Below are 13,901 nucleotides of genomic sequence, written 5' to 3'. Positions count from 1 at the left end.
GACAACCGAGCATCAGGCGAGTTTCGTCACCGGCGGCTCGATCTCCGGCCCGGCCGGCTGATGCATCGCGTTATGCGAAGCGTCCGCGATCCAGGGCTGCTGGTTGACCATCGGCAGCCGCCAGCCGGTGTAATTGGCGCCTGAGAGATGGTCGAGCCGCGTCACCGAGCAATTGTCGATATCGAAGGCGAGACCTTTCTCCGGCTGACCGCCAAGCGCAAACCCGACCGCGGCCCTGATCGTGCCGCCATGCGCGACGACGACGATGTCCCTGCCCGCCTGTTCGGCATTGATGCGTTCGATCGCGCCGCAGGCACGGTCATAGAGGTTCATAAAACTCTCGCCGCCGGGTGGAACCTCGTCGATGTCCGCGAACCAGTTACGGCCGACAGCGCGGCTGGCGAGGAACGCCTTACGATTGAGGCCCTGCCATTCACCGAGATGCTGTTCGGCGAACGCATTGACGTGCGGCATTTGCAAAGGCCTCGGAAAGCCCGCGGCCCAGATCGCATCGGCAGTCTGGTGCGTACGCTTCAGATTGCTTGCATACCAGACCGCGTTGCGTGGCAGGATTTTTCCGACCGCCTCGAACACGACGCGGTCGCTGGTGTCGCAGCCGAGATCCTTCTGTCCGTAAATGCAGCCGTTATCTTCGCGAACCGGCGCGTGGCGAATCCACCACCATCGCGTCGTGACTATCAGTGGTTTGTCTGCATTGGACATCGCAACGCCCCTTCAATACTGTTCGTTGTCGCTGTACGTCAGAGGACGCATCGTCTCAAGTGACTTTGGCAGTCAAAGATTCTTGGGCGTTTGAAATCTTGTTTGAATTCCGCAAGGCGGCAGACGCCTAAGCGCATAGCTATCAGGGAGAGACTCATGGGCCGCCTCGAAGGTAAATCCGTCATCATCACCGGCGCAGGCAGCGGCATCGGGCGCGCAGCATCGATGCTGTTCTCCCGCGAAGGCGCGAAGCTCATCATCGTCGACAAGACCGAAGGTGTGAAGGAGACCGCCAAGCTGGTCAGCGATGCCGGCGGCACGGTCGAAGCCGTGATGGCCGATGCCGGCTCAGAGGCCGACGTGAAGGCGTTCATCGACAAGGCGGTCGCCAAATATGGCAGGCTCGATGCGATCTGGGCCAACGCTGGCGTCAGCGGCGGGCTGGTGCCGCTGGCCGATCAGACCGTCGAACACTGGCAGGAAGTGTTGCGCGTCAATCTGATCGGGCCATTCCTCGCAATCAAGCATTCGATGCCGCACATGATCAAGCAGAAGTCCGGCTCGATCGTCTGCACGGCATCGGTTGCGGGCCTGAAGGCCGGCGCCAGCGGTCACCCTTACGGCGCCAGCAAGGCCGGCGTCATCAGCCTGGTGCAGACCACCGCCTACTCGCTGTCCGGCACCGGCGTGCGCATCAACGCGATCTGTCCGGGCCTGATCGAGACCGGCATGACCAAGCCGACGTTCGATCGTGCCAAGGAGCGCGGCACCCAAGACAAGATCGGCCAGCTAAATCCGCTGAAGCGCGCCGGTCAGCCGCATGAACTCGCGGCGATGGGGCTGTTCCTCGCCAGCGACGAAGCGTCCTACGTCAACGGCCAGGCGATCCCGGTCGACGGCGGCCTCACCGCGTCGATGCCGTATACCGGCAGGCCGATTTAGTTCGTCATTGCAATGACGATCACAACCCATCGGGCGGCAGGCCGGATGATTCCGCCGCCAGCGCGCGGTGGCGGATGCGCTCGCGGTAGAAGGCGTAGAGGCCGGAGGCCACGATGATCGCGGCCCCCGTCACCATCATCGCGTCGGGCACGTCGCCGAATACGAGATAGCCGAGCAACATCGCCCATAGCAGCGCGGAGTAGCGGAACGGCGCCACCGCCGAGATGTCGCCCGAGCGCAGCGCCGAGATGATGCATTGATAGCCGATCAGCAGCAGCACGGCCGCCAACGCTTGCAGGCCGAGCGCGCCGGCGGATGGCGGCGTCCAGCCACCGAGCGGAACAAGGATGACGCCGCCGGCGGTCGTCACCGTCACGGTGGTCAGCAAGGTAATGAACAGCGACGGGATCTTGGCGGGAATCTTCCTGGTCGCGAGATCGCGCAGCGCGCAGAACGCGACCGACACCAGCGCGAACAGCGAGTACTGGCTGAAGCCGGCCAGTCCCGGCCGCACGATAATGAGCACGCCGATGAAGCCTGCGGCGATTGCCGACCAGCGCCGCCAGCCGACCGGCTCGCGGAAGATCACGGCAGCACCGAGCGTGATCGCGAGCGGCAGCGCCTGGAAGATTGCCGAGGTGTTGGCAAGCGGCAGATGCGCGAGCGCCGCCATGAACGTGATCGTGCCGCCGATCTCGCCGAACACCCTGAGCGCCACCGGCTTCACCATCAGCGTGCGCAGCGGACGCAGCGCGCCCTGCTGCCAGGCGAATACCGCGACCAGCACAATCGCAAACAGCCCACGCACCAGGATCACCTGGCCGAAGTTCATCTCTGACGACACCACCTTGGTGATGGAGTCGTTCGTGGTGAACGCCGCCATGGATACCGCCATGAGCAGGCTGCCGCGAATATTCGGGGAGAGTGCCAAGGAAGCTAACGGCTAAACTGGAGCATGATCCGGAAAAGTGTGTAGCGGTTTTCCGAAAAGATCATGCTCAAATAAAAAGATAACGCGGGATGACGATTCGAAGAAAAGTCATCCCGCTTTAACGGCGCGAATTAGGTCGCGCCGGCCTTCTGAGCGTATTCCCAGGATGATTTCGACAGCGGCACGGTGCGCGCTGCCGACTCCAGCGCCTTGGCATTGGCCGCAGTGCCGTCGCGGATACGTCCGGCGATACCCTGCGTAATGCCCGCGAGGCGGAACATGTTGTAGGCGAAGTACCAGTTCAGATCTGGCACTTCCATGCCGGTGACATCGCAGTAGATCTGCGCCGCCTCCTCCACGCTCGGAATGTTCAATGCCCTTAGATCGGCGTTGGCCAGCCCAGGCATGGTCCACTGCATCAACAGATAGGTGAAGTCGGCCATGGGATCGCCGAGCGTCGACAGCTCCCAGTCCAGCACCGCCTGCACCCGCGGTTCCGTCGCATGGAAAATCATGTTGTCGAGACGATAGTCGCCATGGACGATCGAGACGCGCTTCTGCTCCGGCACGGTGCGCGGCAGCCATTCGGCTACCTTCTCGAATTCCGGAATGTGCTGCGTCTCGGACGCCCGGTATTGCTTGGTCCAGCGATCGATCTGGCGCGCGAAATAATTGCCGGGCTTGCCGAAATCGCCGAGCCCGATCGTTTCCGGATTGAAGACGTGGAGTTTTGCCAGCGTCTCGATCTTGCTGGTGAAGATTTTTCGCCGCGCATCCGGCGTCTGGCTCGGCAGCGTCGGATCCCAGAAAACCCGGCCCTCTTCCATCGACATGATGTAGAAGGCGGCGCCGATCACGGCATCATCGGTGCACAGCGCATAGGCCTTGGCGACCGGAAAGCCCTGCTTGCCCAGCGCCGCGATGACGCGGAACTCGCGATCGACTGCATGGGCCGACGGCAGCAACTTGCCGAACGGCTTGCGGCGCATGACGTAGGATCGTCCGGGCGTCTCCAACTTGTAGGTCGGGTTGGACTGGCCGCCCTTGAACTGCAGGACTTTCAGCGGTCCCTGATAACCCTCGACATGCTCGCGCATCCACGCATCGAGGCTCGCCTCGTTGATGCGATGGCGCTCCTCGACTTCCTTGGTGCCCGAGAACTCTTCGTCTTTCCTGACGCCGTCCGCCACGATGACGCTCCCCTAAGTTTCTTAATCCGTCGTTCCGGGATGGTCCGAAGGACCAGACCCGGAACCTCGAGATTCCGGGTTCGCGCTTCGCGCGCCCCGGAATGACGGTTGAGAGAGCGCTGCGATCGCTCTCCCTTTTTTGATTAGTGCGTAGCGTTTGCATACTTCCGAAGTTCAAGTCTGGCAATGGCGCGGTTATGCACCTCGTCCGGACCATCCGCCAGGCGCATGGTGCGCATGGAAGCATAGTCCCGCGCAAGCCCTGCATCGTCGGAAACGCCGGCGCCACCATAGGCCTGAATCGCATTGTCGATAATCTTCAGCGCCATGTTCGGCGCCGACACCTTGATCATGGCAATTTCGAGCTGCGCGGTCTTGTTGCCGACCTTGTCCATCATGTCGGCGGCCTTGAGGCACAGCAGGCGGTTCATCTCGATATCGGTGCGGGCTTCGGCAATGCGCTGTTCCCAGACCGAATGCTCGATGATCTTCTTGCCGAAGGCGGTGCGCGAGGACAACCGCTTCACCATCTTCGACAGCGCCTCCTCGGCCTTGCCGATCGTGCGCATGCAGTGATGGATGCGGCCCGGACCGAGACGGCCCTGCGCAATTTCAAAGCCCCGGCCCTCGCCGAGCAGGATGTTCGCCTTGGGAACGCGGACGTTCTCCAAGAGCACCTGGGCATGGCCGTGCGGCGCATCGTCGAAACCGAACACCGGCAGCATCTTTTCGACCTTGATGCCGGGCGTGTCGAGCGGAACCAGAATCTGCGACTGCTGCTGGTGTTTTGCGGCCTTCGGATCGGTCTTGCCCATCAGGATCGCGATCTTGCAGCGGGGATCGCCGACGCCGGACGACCACCATTTGCGGCCGTTGATGACGTAATGATCGCCGTCGCTTTCGATGCGCGTTTCGATATTGGTCGCATCCGAAGATGCAACCGCCGGCTCCGTCATCAGGAAGGCGGAGCGGATTTCTCCGTCCATCAGCGGACGCAGCCATTTGCGCTTCTGCTCCTTGGTACCGTAGCGCATGAACACTTCCATGTTGCCGGTATCGGGTGCGGAACAATTGAACACCTCCGAAGCCCAGCCGATGTGGCCCATCTCTTCGGCGAGCAGCGCGTATTCCAGATTGGTCAATCCCGCGCCGCGGAATTCGTCATCCTCATGCGCGTTCGGCGGCATGAACATGTTCCAGAGGCCTTCGGCGCGCGCCTTCTTCTTCAGGTCTTCCAGGATCGGGATCACCTTCCAGCGCGGCCCCTCCTCGTCCTGCTGCCTGTAAATCGGCACCGCGGGGCGGACATGCGCGTCCATGAACGCGCGAACGCGGTTCAGCCATTCCTTTTGCTTTTCGGACATATCGAAGTTCATGGGACGCTCCTCACCTTCAGCTTTTGAAACCGTTGGGCCGCACTGTCTGCCCGCTACCCATGGCCCGCAAGCCATTTTGCGAATCTGACAGCCCGGCTGACCGGAGATGCGACACGTTCGCAGACGGTTGACATTTCCGGCTCTTCAAACGATAGTTTCATACAAGTGTTTGAATTGCAACTCCGCAAACGGGGGCCAGATATGTCGAGCGATCGGACCCGGTCTGCCATCCTTGCCGCCGCGGAGAAGCTTTACGCCGATCGCGGCTTCGGCGACGTCACGCTGCGCGACATCGTCGCGGAAGCGAACGTCAATCTCGCCGCCGTGAACTATCATTTCGGCTCCAAGGACGAGTTGATCGCGGAACTGTTCGTCACCCGCAGCCTCGCCACCAACCGTGAGCGGCTCAACGAGTTGAAGGCGGCGGAGGAAAAAGGCGGCGGCCGCGCCCCGATCGACGCCATTTTGCACGCGCTGGTGGGCCCTACCCTGCGCGGCTGTCTCGGCCCCGACCGTGAAGGCTCGACCGCGGCGCGCTTCATGATCCGCGCCTCCATTGAATCGGTGCCGCCGATCCGCCGCATCAAGAACCGCGAGGTCGATCATTTGCGGAAATTCATCGCCGCGATGCGCCGCGCGATGCCCGGCCGCGACGACGCCGATCTCTATTGGGGGCTGCATTTTGCGCTCGCGATGTCGCACCACACCATCCGGGAAAAGGAGCGGCTGGCCAGATTGTCCGAAGGGCGATGCGACCTCAACGACGTGGATGCCATCATCGACCGCGTGGTTTCGGTCTCGGTGATGGCGCTGACGGGTGGCGAGACGCCGAAGAAGGCGACCGGCAAAGTGGCGGCGTCACACGGCAGGTTGACCAGGCAAGACCTCTGAGCCGATTGCGGCCAGAGATCCTCAAGGCTGTAGGGTGGGCAAAGCGCTGGCGTGCCCACCATCGCAAAGCGCGCTCGATGCAAGATGGTGGGCACGGCGCTGACGCGCCTTTGCCTACCCTACAGCCGATCACACCTGCTACACGCGTCTGAACGCAATCGCGCGGGCGAGCGAACGGGCGCGCGTGCGCACCGCGCCGCCGTCGTTGCCGCTGTGAACGATCCATTGGCCGTCGGGCGTCTGTCCGGTGATGATTCCGACGTGATGCCGCCAAACCACCACGACGCCAATGCCGGGGCCGCCGGCGTTCATGCCTTCATTCGCCCAGGAACGCGCCAGCGCAAGGCGTCGATCCGATTTGCCGAGATATTTGCTGAGATAGCTGCCGCACCAGGCCCGATGGCCGTGATGGCGGTGGTGAGGACGCGCATTTGCCTGGGCGGAAAACACGAGCAGGATAACAGAGGCCGCTGCGAAAGGCTTTAGCATCGATTACTCCGCGAACGCTGGGGGTTGGAGAGAGGGTAAAAACCCGCCGCCAACCGCGTTCCGCCCCGATGGTTCCCGCATGACTGCCATTCTTTCCTGAACGTGAACGCGCGCAACGGGCGAAGGAGGCACTTCGCGCCTGCACCTGCAGGCAGGAGCGCATGTCGGTCATGTGCGTCACGGATGTCGCGTCTTCGCATCAACGACTGCGGATCGCGTGAACCGTCATCACAACCGTCAAGACGTCCTTGAAACCAGTTCATGTCTGCCGAATTAGCCTCCCGATGAGGTGAGAGGCCGCACATGGCGGGAATTCGCGACGCTACGCATCTGTGCATCGACATGCAAAACATCTTCGCCAAGGGCGGCGTGTGGGAAACGCCGTGGATGGAGCGGGTGTTGCCGGTCATCTCGGAGATCTGCGCGCGCTACCGGGAGCGGACGGTGTTCACGCGCTTCATCACGCCGGAACAGCCGGAAGACCGGCGCGGCCAATGGCGGGCCTATTTCACGAAATGGCAGCGCGCGACGCGCGGCAAGCTCGCGCCCGGCGCGCTCGAGATCGTGCCAGAGCTGGCGCGCTATTCGCCGCCGGCGCTTGTTGTCGACAAGCCCGCTTACTCGGCATTCTTCGGCTCCCGGCTCGGTCATCTCCTGGTCGAGCGGCACGTCGACACCGTGGTGGTGTCGGGCGCGGAGACCGACGTCTGTGTCCTTTCCACCGTGCTCGGCGCGGTCGATCTCGGCTTCCGCGTCGTCATCGTACAGGACGCGCTGTGCAGTTCGTCCGACGCCGGCCACGATGCGCTGATGACCATGTACCGGATGCGCTTCAACGAACAGATCGATCTGATCACGTCAGCGGAGCTGTTCGACATGTGGCGTCCGGACTAGCAGTCCGCCTCCACTCTGGAACCAGCGCTCCGGCTGCAACGTTGAGATGTCAGCAATGATCGCGAAAGGATCGATCCATGGCGGCGCCGGACGTACGCAAGGGAATGCCGCCCGTCAAATTGCCTCGCGAGGAATTCGAGACGCGCTATCGCCGCCGCTTCGTCGATCCGGCCTTTCAGCCGCTGCAGCACGAGCTCGACGCCATCGTCGCGGCCGCCTGGGACGCCTACAGCCATTCGCGTAAAGCGCCACTAACGCGCAAGGCCGGCGCGGGCTTTGCCGATCCTGACTACGAAATTTCGGTGGACTGGCTCGCAGCGCGTGAAGCCATTCTCGCGGCGCAACGGCGCCACGACGATGCGGCCGCGCAGCCGCTAATCCTGATCATCAACGGCTCGGCACGCAGCGAGCACACCTGTCCCGGCGAGATGTCGAAGACGTGGCGGCTGGTCAAGCTCGCCGAGCCGCTGCTGGCCGGGATGGGATTTGCGGTGGACATCCTCGATCTGTCGCGGCTGGCGTCGGAGTATGGCCGGCAGATTCATCCCTGCAAATCCTGCGTCGCCACCGCGATGCCGCTGTGTCACTGGCCCTGCAGTTGCTATCCGAACTACGCGCTCAGCCAGACCGACGACTGGATGAACGAGATCTATCCGTTGTGGGTGGCAGCGCACGGCATTCTGATCGTGACGCCGGTGAACTGGTATCACGCGCCGACGCCGCTGAAGGCGATGATGGACCGGCTGGTCTGCGCCGACGGCGGCAATCCCGATCCAACATCCACCCATGGCAAGCATGCCGACCAGGCCAAGGCGCTCGAACTGAAGGGATGGCCCTACCCGCGGCATCTGGCCGGACGTCACTTCGGGCTCGTCGTGCACGGCGACAGCGCCGGCGCCGAGATGCTGCGCCGCTCGCTGGCGGACTGGCTGACCGACATGTCGCTGATCTCGGCCGGCCGCACCGCGGAAGCCGAGGGCTATGTCGGCTACATGGAGCCCTACGCCACCTCGCATCAGGCGCTGGACGCGGACCGTGCATTCCAGGAGGAGGCGCGCAACGCCGCGCGTGCTCTCGGGAACGCGGTGAAGTTGGCGCGGGCGGGGAAGTTCGAGAATCCCGGAAAGGGACTCGTCGATCCCAATCCGAAGTAGCGCTCTATTGACCCCGTTTAATGGCCCCTGCACGATCGGGGCATGCGTTTCGAGATTCTCGGTGAAATCTCCGACATCGAAACTTTCGCCAGCGGATCCGGCATCCGGGAGATCGCGCGATTGCGACGAAATCTATGGGCGAGGCCGCTGGCGCAAACGCAAAGGCCTTGCCCGCGTGCGATTATCCGATGGCTCAATCCATCTCGCTGAGCTACGTTGGTATGAAGCTGCCGGCATCGGACGCAAGGAATTCAAGATCAAGCACCTGCTTTGAGCATGACAAAGACACAGCCAAAACAACTAGTCGTCTGCGTGGACAATGATGGCTATCCGGCCTCGCTCGAGAAACGCAAAATCTACATCGCGTTACGCGACGCTGCGGCCGAGAAGCATGGCATGCTGCGGATTGTGGACGAATCGGGTGAGGATTACCTCTATCCGAAGACCCTATTCCGTTCGATCGCGCTGCCGCAGGCAGTGAGACGGGCAGTGCTGGCAGCGTAGCTTCGTAAGGTGGATTAGGCAAAGAAGCCGCAACCCACCGCCTTGCTTTTGCGCGGACAGGAAATGGCGGGTTACGCTGCGCCAACCCACCCTACTCAGCTTTGTTCACTTCCCGTAACTATAAAACCCCTGCCCGGTCTTGCGGCCGAGATGGCCGGCAGCGACCATTTCCTTCAGCAGCGGCGCGGGGCGGTATTTCGGGTCGTTGAAGCCTTCGTAGAACACCTCCATCACCGACAGCATGGTGTCGAGGCCGATCATGTCGGCGAGCGCCAGCGGGCCGATCGGGTGATTGCAGCCGAGCTTCATGCCGGCATCGAGGTCTTCGGCTGTGGCAATACCTTCCTGAAGCGCAAAGATCGCCTCGTTGATCATCGGGCACAGGATGCGGTTGACCGCGAAGCCCGGGCTGTTCTTCGCCGTGATCGCGACCTTGCCGACCCGTTTTGCAAAGGCTTCCGCCTTGGCGTGGGTGTCATCCGACGTCTGCAGGCCGCGGATCAGTTCCAGCAGCGCCATTAGCGGCACCGGATTGAAGAAGTGCATGCCGATGAAGCGGTCCGGCCGGTCGGTCGCAGCGGCAAGCTTGGTGATCGAGATCGAGGAGGTGTTGGTGGCGAGCAGCGCCTGCGGCCGGATCTTCGTGCAGAGATCCTTCAGGATCTTGACCTTCAGCTCTTCGTTCTCGGTCGCCGCCTCGATCACGAGATCGCAGGTGGAAAACTTCGTATTGTCAGTGGTCGTCGTGATCCGCGCCAGCGCGGCCTGCCGGTCGGCGTCGGTCATCTTCTGCTTGTTGACGAGGCGCTCCAGGCTGTTCGTGACCACCGACATGCCCCGCGTCAGCGCGGCGTCGGAGATGTCGGTCATGACAACGGGAAGACCGGCTGCGGCGCACACCTGGGCGATGCCGTTACCCATGGTGCCCGCGCCTACGATACCGATTTGTTCGATCATGATGGGTAACTCCGTTTTTTAAATGCTGGCTTGTACCGTTAGCAGAGGGCCAAGCCAATCGGTAGTCGACAGCCGTAGCCCGCATGAGCGCAAGCGATATGCGGGGAGAAAGTCCCGGATGTCGCTCCGCTCATCCGGGCTACGGGTTCTCGCCGTGATACCTACTCCGCCGCCTGCCGCACATACCGCGCCGTCGGCGTGCGCATCGTCACCAGCTCTTCCGCCGCCGTCGGATGCAGCGCGATGGTCGCGTCGAAATCGGCTTTCGTTGCCTTCATCTTCACGGCGATCGCAACCGCCTGCACGATCTCGGCCGCCGTGTCGCCGACGATGTGACAGCCGAGCACGCGGTCGGTAGTGCCGTCGACCACGAGCTTCATCAGCACGCGGGTGTCGCGGCCGGACATCGTCGCCTTGATCGGGCGGAAATCGGCCTTGTAGATATCGACATGGTTCACCTGCGCACGCGCCTGCGCTTCGGTCAGGCCGACGGTGCCGACTTCGGGCTGCGAGAATACCGCCGTCGGGATGGTTGCGTGATCGACCGCTACCGGGCGCTTGCCGAACACGGTGTCGGCGAAGGCGTGGCCCTCGCGGATCGCGACCGGCGTCAGGTTGAGGCGATGGGTGACGTCGCCGATCGCATAGATGTTGTCGACCGAGGTCTTCGACCACTCGTCGACGGCGATGCCGCCATTCGCCGGATTGATGGCGACGCCGGCCTTTTCCAACCCGAGATTGGCGACGTTCGGATGGCGGCCGATCGCGAACATCACCTTCTCTGATGCGATGCTCGAACCATCAGACAAATGCGTCGTGTATTCGTTGCCGTGCTTGTCCACTTTATCGATGGTGCAGCCGGTGATGATGGTGATGCCCTGCTTCTCCATCTCGGCGCGGACATGCTTGCGAACGTCCTCGTCAAAACCGCGCAAGATGTTGTCGCCGCGATAGACCACCGTGACGTCGGAGCCGAAGCCGGCAAAGATGCCGGCGAATTCCAGCGCGATATAGCCGCCGCCCTGGATGACGATGCGTTTCGGCAGCTCGGCGAGGTGAAACGCCTCGTTGGAGGAAATCACGTGCTCGATGCCGGGGATCTCGCGACCATGATTCGGCGCGCCGCCGGTCGCGATCAGGACGTATTTCGCGGTGACCGTTTCGCCGGTCATCAGCCGCAGCGTGTGGGCGTCTTCCAGCACCGCGCGGGTCTTCGCGATGCGGGCGCCGCTTTTCTCGACATTGGCGGCGTAGATGCCTTCGAGCCGCGCGATCTCCTTGTCCTTGTTGGCGACAAGAGTGGACCAGTTGAAGGAAAATTCGGGGATGGTCCAGCCGAAACCAGCGGCGTCCTCGATTTCGTGGCGAACGTGCGAGCCGAGCACGAACAGTTTTTTCGGCACGCAACCGCGGATCACGCAGGTGCCGCCCATCCGGTATTCTTCGGCGACCATGACTTTTGCGCCATGGCCGGCCGCGATGCGGGCGGCGCGCACGCCGCCCGAACCACCACCGATGACAAACAGATCGACGTCGAACTCAGCCATCTCAACCCCGCCCGAAGTCGCTTCCGATTTGGATCAGATATCCTTTGAAATCAGATATCCTTGCCGCGCTTCTTCATCTCGGCGCGGAACTGGCCGTTGATCGTTTCGGCAAAGGCCTGCGCCCACTGGTTCATGTAGGACATGCTGAACTGGATCGCACGGGGTTCGCTCGCGAGCAGCTTCTGTCCGAGCGGCGACTTGTAGAAGGTGACGAGGTCCTTCAGTTCCTGCTCGGTGAACTCGTTGGCGTAGACCTGTGCCATGCCATCGCCGATCTCCTTCTCGCGGCCGGCGAGATTCTTGGCCACGATCACGGCGACTTCGTTGAGATCCTTCTGATAGTTCAGATTGCTCTGCAACAGCACGTTCTTGGTCTGCTCGACGAGATTGGGAACGGCGTTGGCGTACATCGCGCTCGCGTTCTTCATCGCCAGGATTTCCTTGGCGGCGGCGATCGCCCCCGGCGAACCGGGTTTCAGTTGTTGCGCGGGAGCCGGCGCGTTTTTCTGCTGCGCGTCGGCCGGGACGGCGGTCAGGGCCAGTCCCACTGCAAGGCCGGCCGCCGACAAAATCCGTGAAAGGCTCTTCATTCCAATTCTCCTCGATTTCCGGCGTTACCGCCGCTCAACTACGCGAATTCCCTGGGCACCTGCCAGGACGGCGGTGCTGGCCAGGCCAATGAACAACCCATGTTCGACGACACCCGGGATCAGGCTCAACAGGCCCGCCAGACGCGGCGCATCGGCAATGCGCCCGAGATGGGCATCGACAATCCAGTGGCCGCCATCGGTGACAAAAACGTGGCCGTCCTTGCCCTTGCGGAGCCCCATTTGCCCGGAAACGCCGCTTTGGGCAAATGCATCCGCCATGGCCCGCTGGGTTGCGGCCAGCCCGAACGGGATCACCTCGACAGGTAAAGGGAAACGGCCGAGGACATCGACCCATTTGGTATCGTCGGCAATCACGATCATGCGATCCGAGGCCGCCGCCACGATCTTCTCCCGCAGCAGCGCGCCACCGCCGCCCTTGATCAGGTTGAGCGCACCATCGATCTCGTCAGCGCCGTCGATGGTGAGATCGAGCCGGTCAACTTCATCGAGCGTGGTCAGGGGAATCTTGCAGGCCTCGGCCTGGGCGCGGGTCGCTTCCGAAGTCGGCACGCCGACCACGCGCAACCCACCGGCCACGCGCTGACCGAGCAGATCGACAAAATGCCTGGCGGTCGAGCCGGTGCCGAGTCCGAGCTTCATGCCGTCCTGTACCTGCTCCAGCGCCTGTGCCGCCGCCTGCCGCTTAAGTCCGTCCATATCCACGCTGACGATGCTCCCAGGAATCCGCCGATCCGCGGGCGCATGTCTAGCGTCGTTTTACCTGCAGGAACAGCGCCCAAAAGCCTCGCGGAAGAAGGATTATGGGGGTGAAACCCGATCCATTGCGGCCAAAATGGCGGCGAAACGCGGCTCAACCTCCGCCCGCATGCCTGGATGGGTAAAAATATAGAGTTCATCGTCGCGGATCGCGGCGAGCACCCGCGCGGCGACCGCGTCGGGCTCAAGTCCGGCGTCGATATTCCGGGCAAGCTCGGCGACCAAGGCCGCGGCAGGGCTGGCGGGATCGAGCGGCTGCGTCGGGCCGTAGCGCTCGGGCCGGTTGCGCCCGCTCTCGCCGATACGCGTGCGCACATAGCTTGGACACAATACGCTGACGCCGATGCCGTGCGGCTTGAGCCGAAGGCTCAGCCCTTCCGACATACTCACCACGGCGAATTTGCTCGCCCCATAGGGGCTGAATCCCAAGTCGCTCTGCATCCCCGCCATCGACGCGGTGTTGACGATATGGCCGCCCTCGCCATGCGCGCGGATGTGCGGCAGAAAGCTCTTGATGCCGTGAAGCACGCCCATCAGGTTGACGTCGATCACCCAGCGCCAATTGTCGAGCGAGATCTGGTCGATGCCGCCGCCTGCGGCAACGCCGGCATTGTTGCAGACCACGTGCACCTTGCCGAAGGCGTCGAATGTGGCCTGGGCGGCGCGTTCCACGCTCGCAGCATCGGCGACGTCGCAGATGGTGCCGCTGACATCGGGCGAGATTTCCCGCAGGCCTGTGACGGCGGCCTGCAGCGCTTCCGTCTCGATATCGGCCAGCATCACCTTCATGCGGGCTCGCGCAAAGGCGCGGCCGAGCGCCAAACCGATTCCACCAGCCCCGCCGGTCACAAAGGCGGTCTTGCCCACAAGCTCGCGCATGGTTGTCCTCCCGGATTTCGAGTTCCCTACTTGCATGACGCGACGCCTGCAGCTAGC

The 13,901-nt window shown here is 62.8% G+C and carries 15 protein-coding genes; 5 read left to right on the top strand and 10 right to left on the bottom strand.

Going from position 1 to position 13,901, the window contains the following annotated elements; genetic code table 11:
- Positions 1-12 precede the first annotated feature (12 nt).
- Entirely contained in the window at positions 13-723 is a 711-nt protein-coding gene (locus LMTR21_RS13945; protein ID WP_065750101.1) for a histidine phosphatase family protein, read from the bottom strand.
- Positions 724-879: 156 nt separating this feature from the next.
- Here LMTR21_RS13945 and LMTR21_RS13940 point away from each other — a divergent pair, with 156 nt between their 5' ends.
- Positions 880-1,665 (top strand): SDR family NAD(P)-dependent oxidoreductase, encoded by a 786-nt coding sequence (locus tag LMTR21_RS13940; protein WP_065750100.1) that lies wholly within the window; start codon positions 880-882, stop codon positions 1,663-1,665.
- A 19-nt stretch (positions 1,666-1,684) separates the two neighbouring features.
- Here the strand turns inward: LMTR21_RS13940 and LMTR21_RS13935 are convergent, their stop codons facing one another.
- The 3 genes from LMTR21_RS13935 to LMTR21_RS13925 all read right to left on the bottom strand — a co-directional run bounded on the left by LMTR21_RS13935 (position 1,685) and on the right by LMTR21_RS13925 (position 5,162).
- Complete coding sequence (locus LMTR21_RS13935) at positions 1,685-2,596, bottom strand: DMT family transporter (protein WP_065750099.1); 912 nt, start codon at positions 2,594-2,596, stop codon at positions 1,685-1,687.
- Positions 2,597-2,727: 131 nt separating this feature from the next.
- The gene (locus LMTR21_RS13930) at positions 2,728-3,786 is read right to left on the bottom strand and encodes a phosphotransferase family protein (RefSeq protein ID WP_065750098.1); all 1,059 of its coding nucleotides are present in this window, start codon (positions 3,784-3,786) and stop codon (positions 2,728-2,730) included.
- Positions 3,787-3,929: 143 nt separating this feature from the next.
- Complete coding sequence (locus LMTR21_RS13925; protein ID WP_065750097.1) at positions 3,930-5,162, bottom strand: acyl-CoA dehydrogenase family protein; 1,233 nt, start codon at positions 5,160-5,162, stop codon at positions 3,930-3,932.
- A 201-nt stretch (positions 5,163-5,363) separates the two neighbouring features.
- Between LMTR21_RS13925 and LMTR21_RS13920 the strand changes: the two genes are divergently transcribed.
- Positions 5,364-6,053, top strand: a complete 690-nt coding sequence (locus tag LMTR21_RS13920; RefSeq protein WP_065750096.1) for a TetR/AcrR family transcriptional regulator — start codon at positions 5,364-5,366, stop codon at positions 6,051-6,053.
- Between the two features lie 138 nt (positions 6,054-6,191).
- Here LMTR21_RS13920 and LMTR21_RS40820 read toward each other — a convergent pair whose 3' ends face one another.
- On the bottom strand, positions 6,192-6,542 hold the full coding sequence (locus LMTR21_RS40820) for a C40 family peptidase (RefSeq protein WP_246175454.1): 351 nt from the start codon (positions 6,540-6,542) through the stop codon (positions 6,192-6,194).
- Between the two features lie 303 nt (positions 6,543-6,845).
- On the opposite strand from LMTR21_RS40820, the gene LMTR21_RS13910 reads away from it, so the two are divergent.
- The 3 genes from LMTR21_RS13910 to LMTR21_RS13895 all read left to right on the top strand — a co-directional run bounded on the left by LMTR21_RS13910 (position 6,846) and on the right by LMTR21_RS13895 (position 9,094).
- Complete coding sequence (locus LMTR21_RS13910) at positions 6,846-7,436, top strand: cysteine hydrolase family protein (protein ID WP_065750095.1); 591 nt, start codon at positions 6,846-6,848, stop codon at positions 7,434-7,436.
- Positions 7,437-7,513: 77 nt separating this feature from the next.
- Entirely contained in the window at positions 7,514-8,590 is a 1,077-nt protein-coding gene (locus tag LMTR21_RS13905) for a flavodoxin family protein (protein WP_065750094.1), read from the top strand.
- Positions 8,591-8,866: 276 nt separating this feature from the next.
- Complete coding sequence (locus tag LMTR21_RS13895; RefSeq protein ID WP_065750093.1) at positions 8,867-9,094, top strand: hypothetical protein; 228 nt, start codon at positions 8,867-8,869, stop codon at positions 9,092-9,094.
- Positions 9,095-9,199: 105 nt separating this feature from the next.
- Here LMTR21_RS13895 and LMTR21_RS13890 read toward each other — a convergent pair whose 3' ends face one another.
- From LMTR21_RS13890 to LMTR21_RS13870, 5 genes are all read right to left on the bottom strand, one after another.
- On the bottom strand, positions 9,200-10,051 hold the full coding sequence (locus tag LMTR21_RS13890; protein ID WP_065750092.1) for a 3-hydroxybutyryl-CoA dehydrogenase: 852 nt from the start codon (positions 10,049-10,051) through the stop codon (positions 9,200-9,202).
- Positions 10,052-10,212: 161 nt separating this feature from the next.
- Positions 10,213-11,598 carry a glutathione-disulfide reductase gene (gor, locus tag LMTR21_RS13885; protein ID WP_065750091.1) on the bottom strand — a complete coding sequence of 462 codons (1,386 nt, stop codon included), beginning with the start codon at positions 11,596-11,598 and terminating at the stop codon, positions 10,213-10,215.
- 50 nt (positions 11,599-11,648) lie between these two features.
- Positions 11,649-12,188, bottom strand: coding sequence for a DUF2059 domain-containing protein (locus tag LMTR21_RS13880; protein ID WP_065750090.1), 540 nt, complete (start codon positions 12,186-12,188; stop codon positions 11,649-11,651).
- A 24-nt stretch (positions 12,189-12,212) separates the two neighbouring features.
- Positions 12,213-12,905 carry a ribose-5-phosphate isomerase RpiA gene (rpiA, locus tag LMTR21_RS13875; protein ID WP_065750089.1) on the bottom strand — a complete coding sequence of 231 codons (693 nt, stop codon included), beginning with the start codon at positions 12,903-12,905 and terminating at the stop codon, positions 12,213-12,215.
- A 102-nt stretch (positions 12,906-13,007) separates the two neighbouring features.
- On the bottom strand, positions 13,008-13,844 hold the full coding sequence (locus LMTR21_RS13870) for an SDR family NAD(P)-dependent oxidoreductase (protein ID WP_065750088.1): 837 nt from the start codon (positions 13,842-13,844) through the stop codon (positions 13,008-13,010).
- Between the last annotated feature and the right edge of the window lie 57 nt (positions 13,845-13,901).

It is taken from the genome of Bradyrhizobium paxllaeri (assembly GCF_001693515.2).
Lineage (GTDB): Bacteria > Pseudomonadota > Alphaproteobacteria > Rhizobiales > Xanthobacteraceae > Bradyrhizobium > Bradyrhizobium paxllaeri.
This window is presented reverse-complemented; position numbering and strand designations above follow the sequence as displayed.

Excerpts from the sequence above, each read along its gene's own strand:
- LMTR21_RS13945 (WP_065750101.1), bottom strand. The coding sequence starts at position 723 with ATGTCCAATGCAGACAAACCACTGATAGTCACGACGCGATGGTGGTGG.
- LMTR21_RS13940 (WP_065750100.1), top strand. The coding sequence starts at position 880 with ATGGGCCGCCTCGAAGGTAAATCCGTCATCATCACCGGCGCAGGCAGC.
- LMTR21_RS13925 (WP_065750097.1), bottom strand. The coding sequence starts at position 5,162 with ATGAACTTCGATATGTCCGAAAAGCAAAAGGAATGGCTGAACCGCGTT.
- LMTR21_RS13920 (WP_065750096.1), top strand. The coding sequence starts at position 5,364 with ATGTCGAGCGATCGGACCCGGTCTGCCATCCTTGCCGCCGCGGAGAAG.
- LMTR21_RS40820 (WP_246175454.1), bottom strand. The coding sequence starts at position 6,542 with ATGCTAAAGCCTTTCGCAGCGGCCTCTGTTATCCTGCTCGTGTTTTCC.
- LMTR21_RS13910 (WP_065750095.1), top strand. The coding sequence starts at position 6,846 with ATGGCGGGAATTCGCGACGCTACGCATCTGTGCATCGACATGCAAAAC.
- LMTR21_RS13905 (WP_065750094.1), top strand. The coding sequence starts at position 7,514 with ATGGCGGCGCCGGACGTACGCAAGGGAATGCCGCCCGTCAAATTGCCT.
- LMTR21_RS13895 (WP_065750093.1), top strand. The coding sequence starts at position 8,867 with ATGACAAAGACACAGCCAAAACAACTAGTCGTCTGCGTGGACAATGAT.
- LMTR21_RS13890 (WP_065750092.1), bottom strand. The coding sequence starts at position 10,051 with ATGATCGAACAAATCGGTATCGTAGGCGCGGGCACCATGGGTAACGGC.
- gor (WP_065750091.1), bottom strand. The coding sequence starts at position 11,598 with ATGGCTGAGTTCGACGTCGATCTGTTTGTCATCGGTGGTGGTTCGGGC.
- LMTR21_RS13880 (WP_065750090.1), bottom strand. The coding sequence starts at position 12,188 with ATGAAGAGCCTTTCACGGATTTTGTCGGCGGCCGGCCTTGCAGTGGGA.
- rpiA (WP_065750089.1), bottom strand. The coding sequence starts at position 12,905 with ATGGACGGACTTAAGCGGCAGGCGGCGGCACAGGCGCTGGAGCAGGTA.
- LMTR21_RS13870 (WP_065750088.1), bottom strand. The coding sequence starts at position 13,844 with ATGCGCGAGCTTGTGGGCAAGACCGCCTTTGTGACCGGCGGGGCTGGT.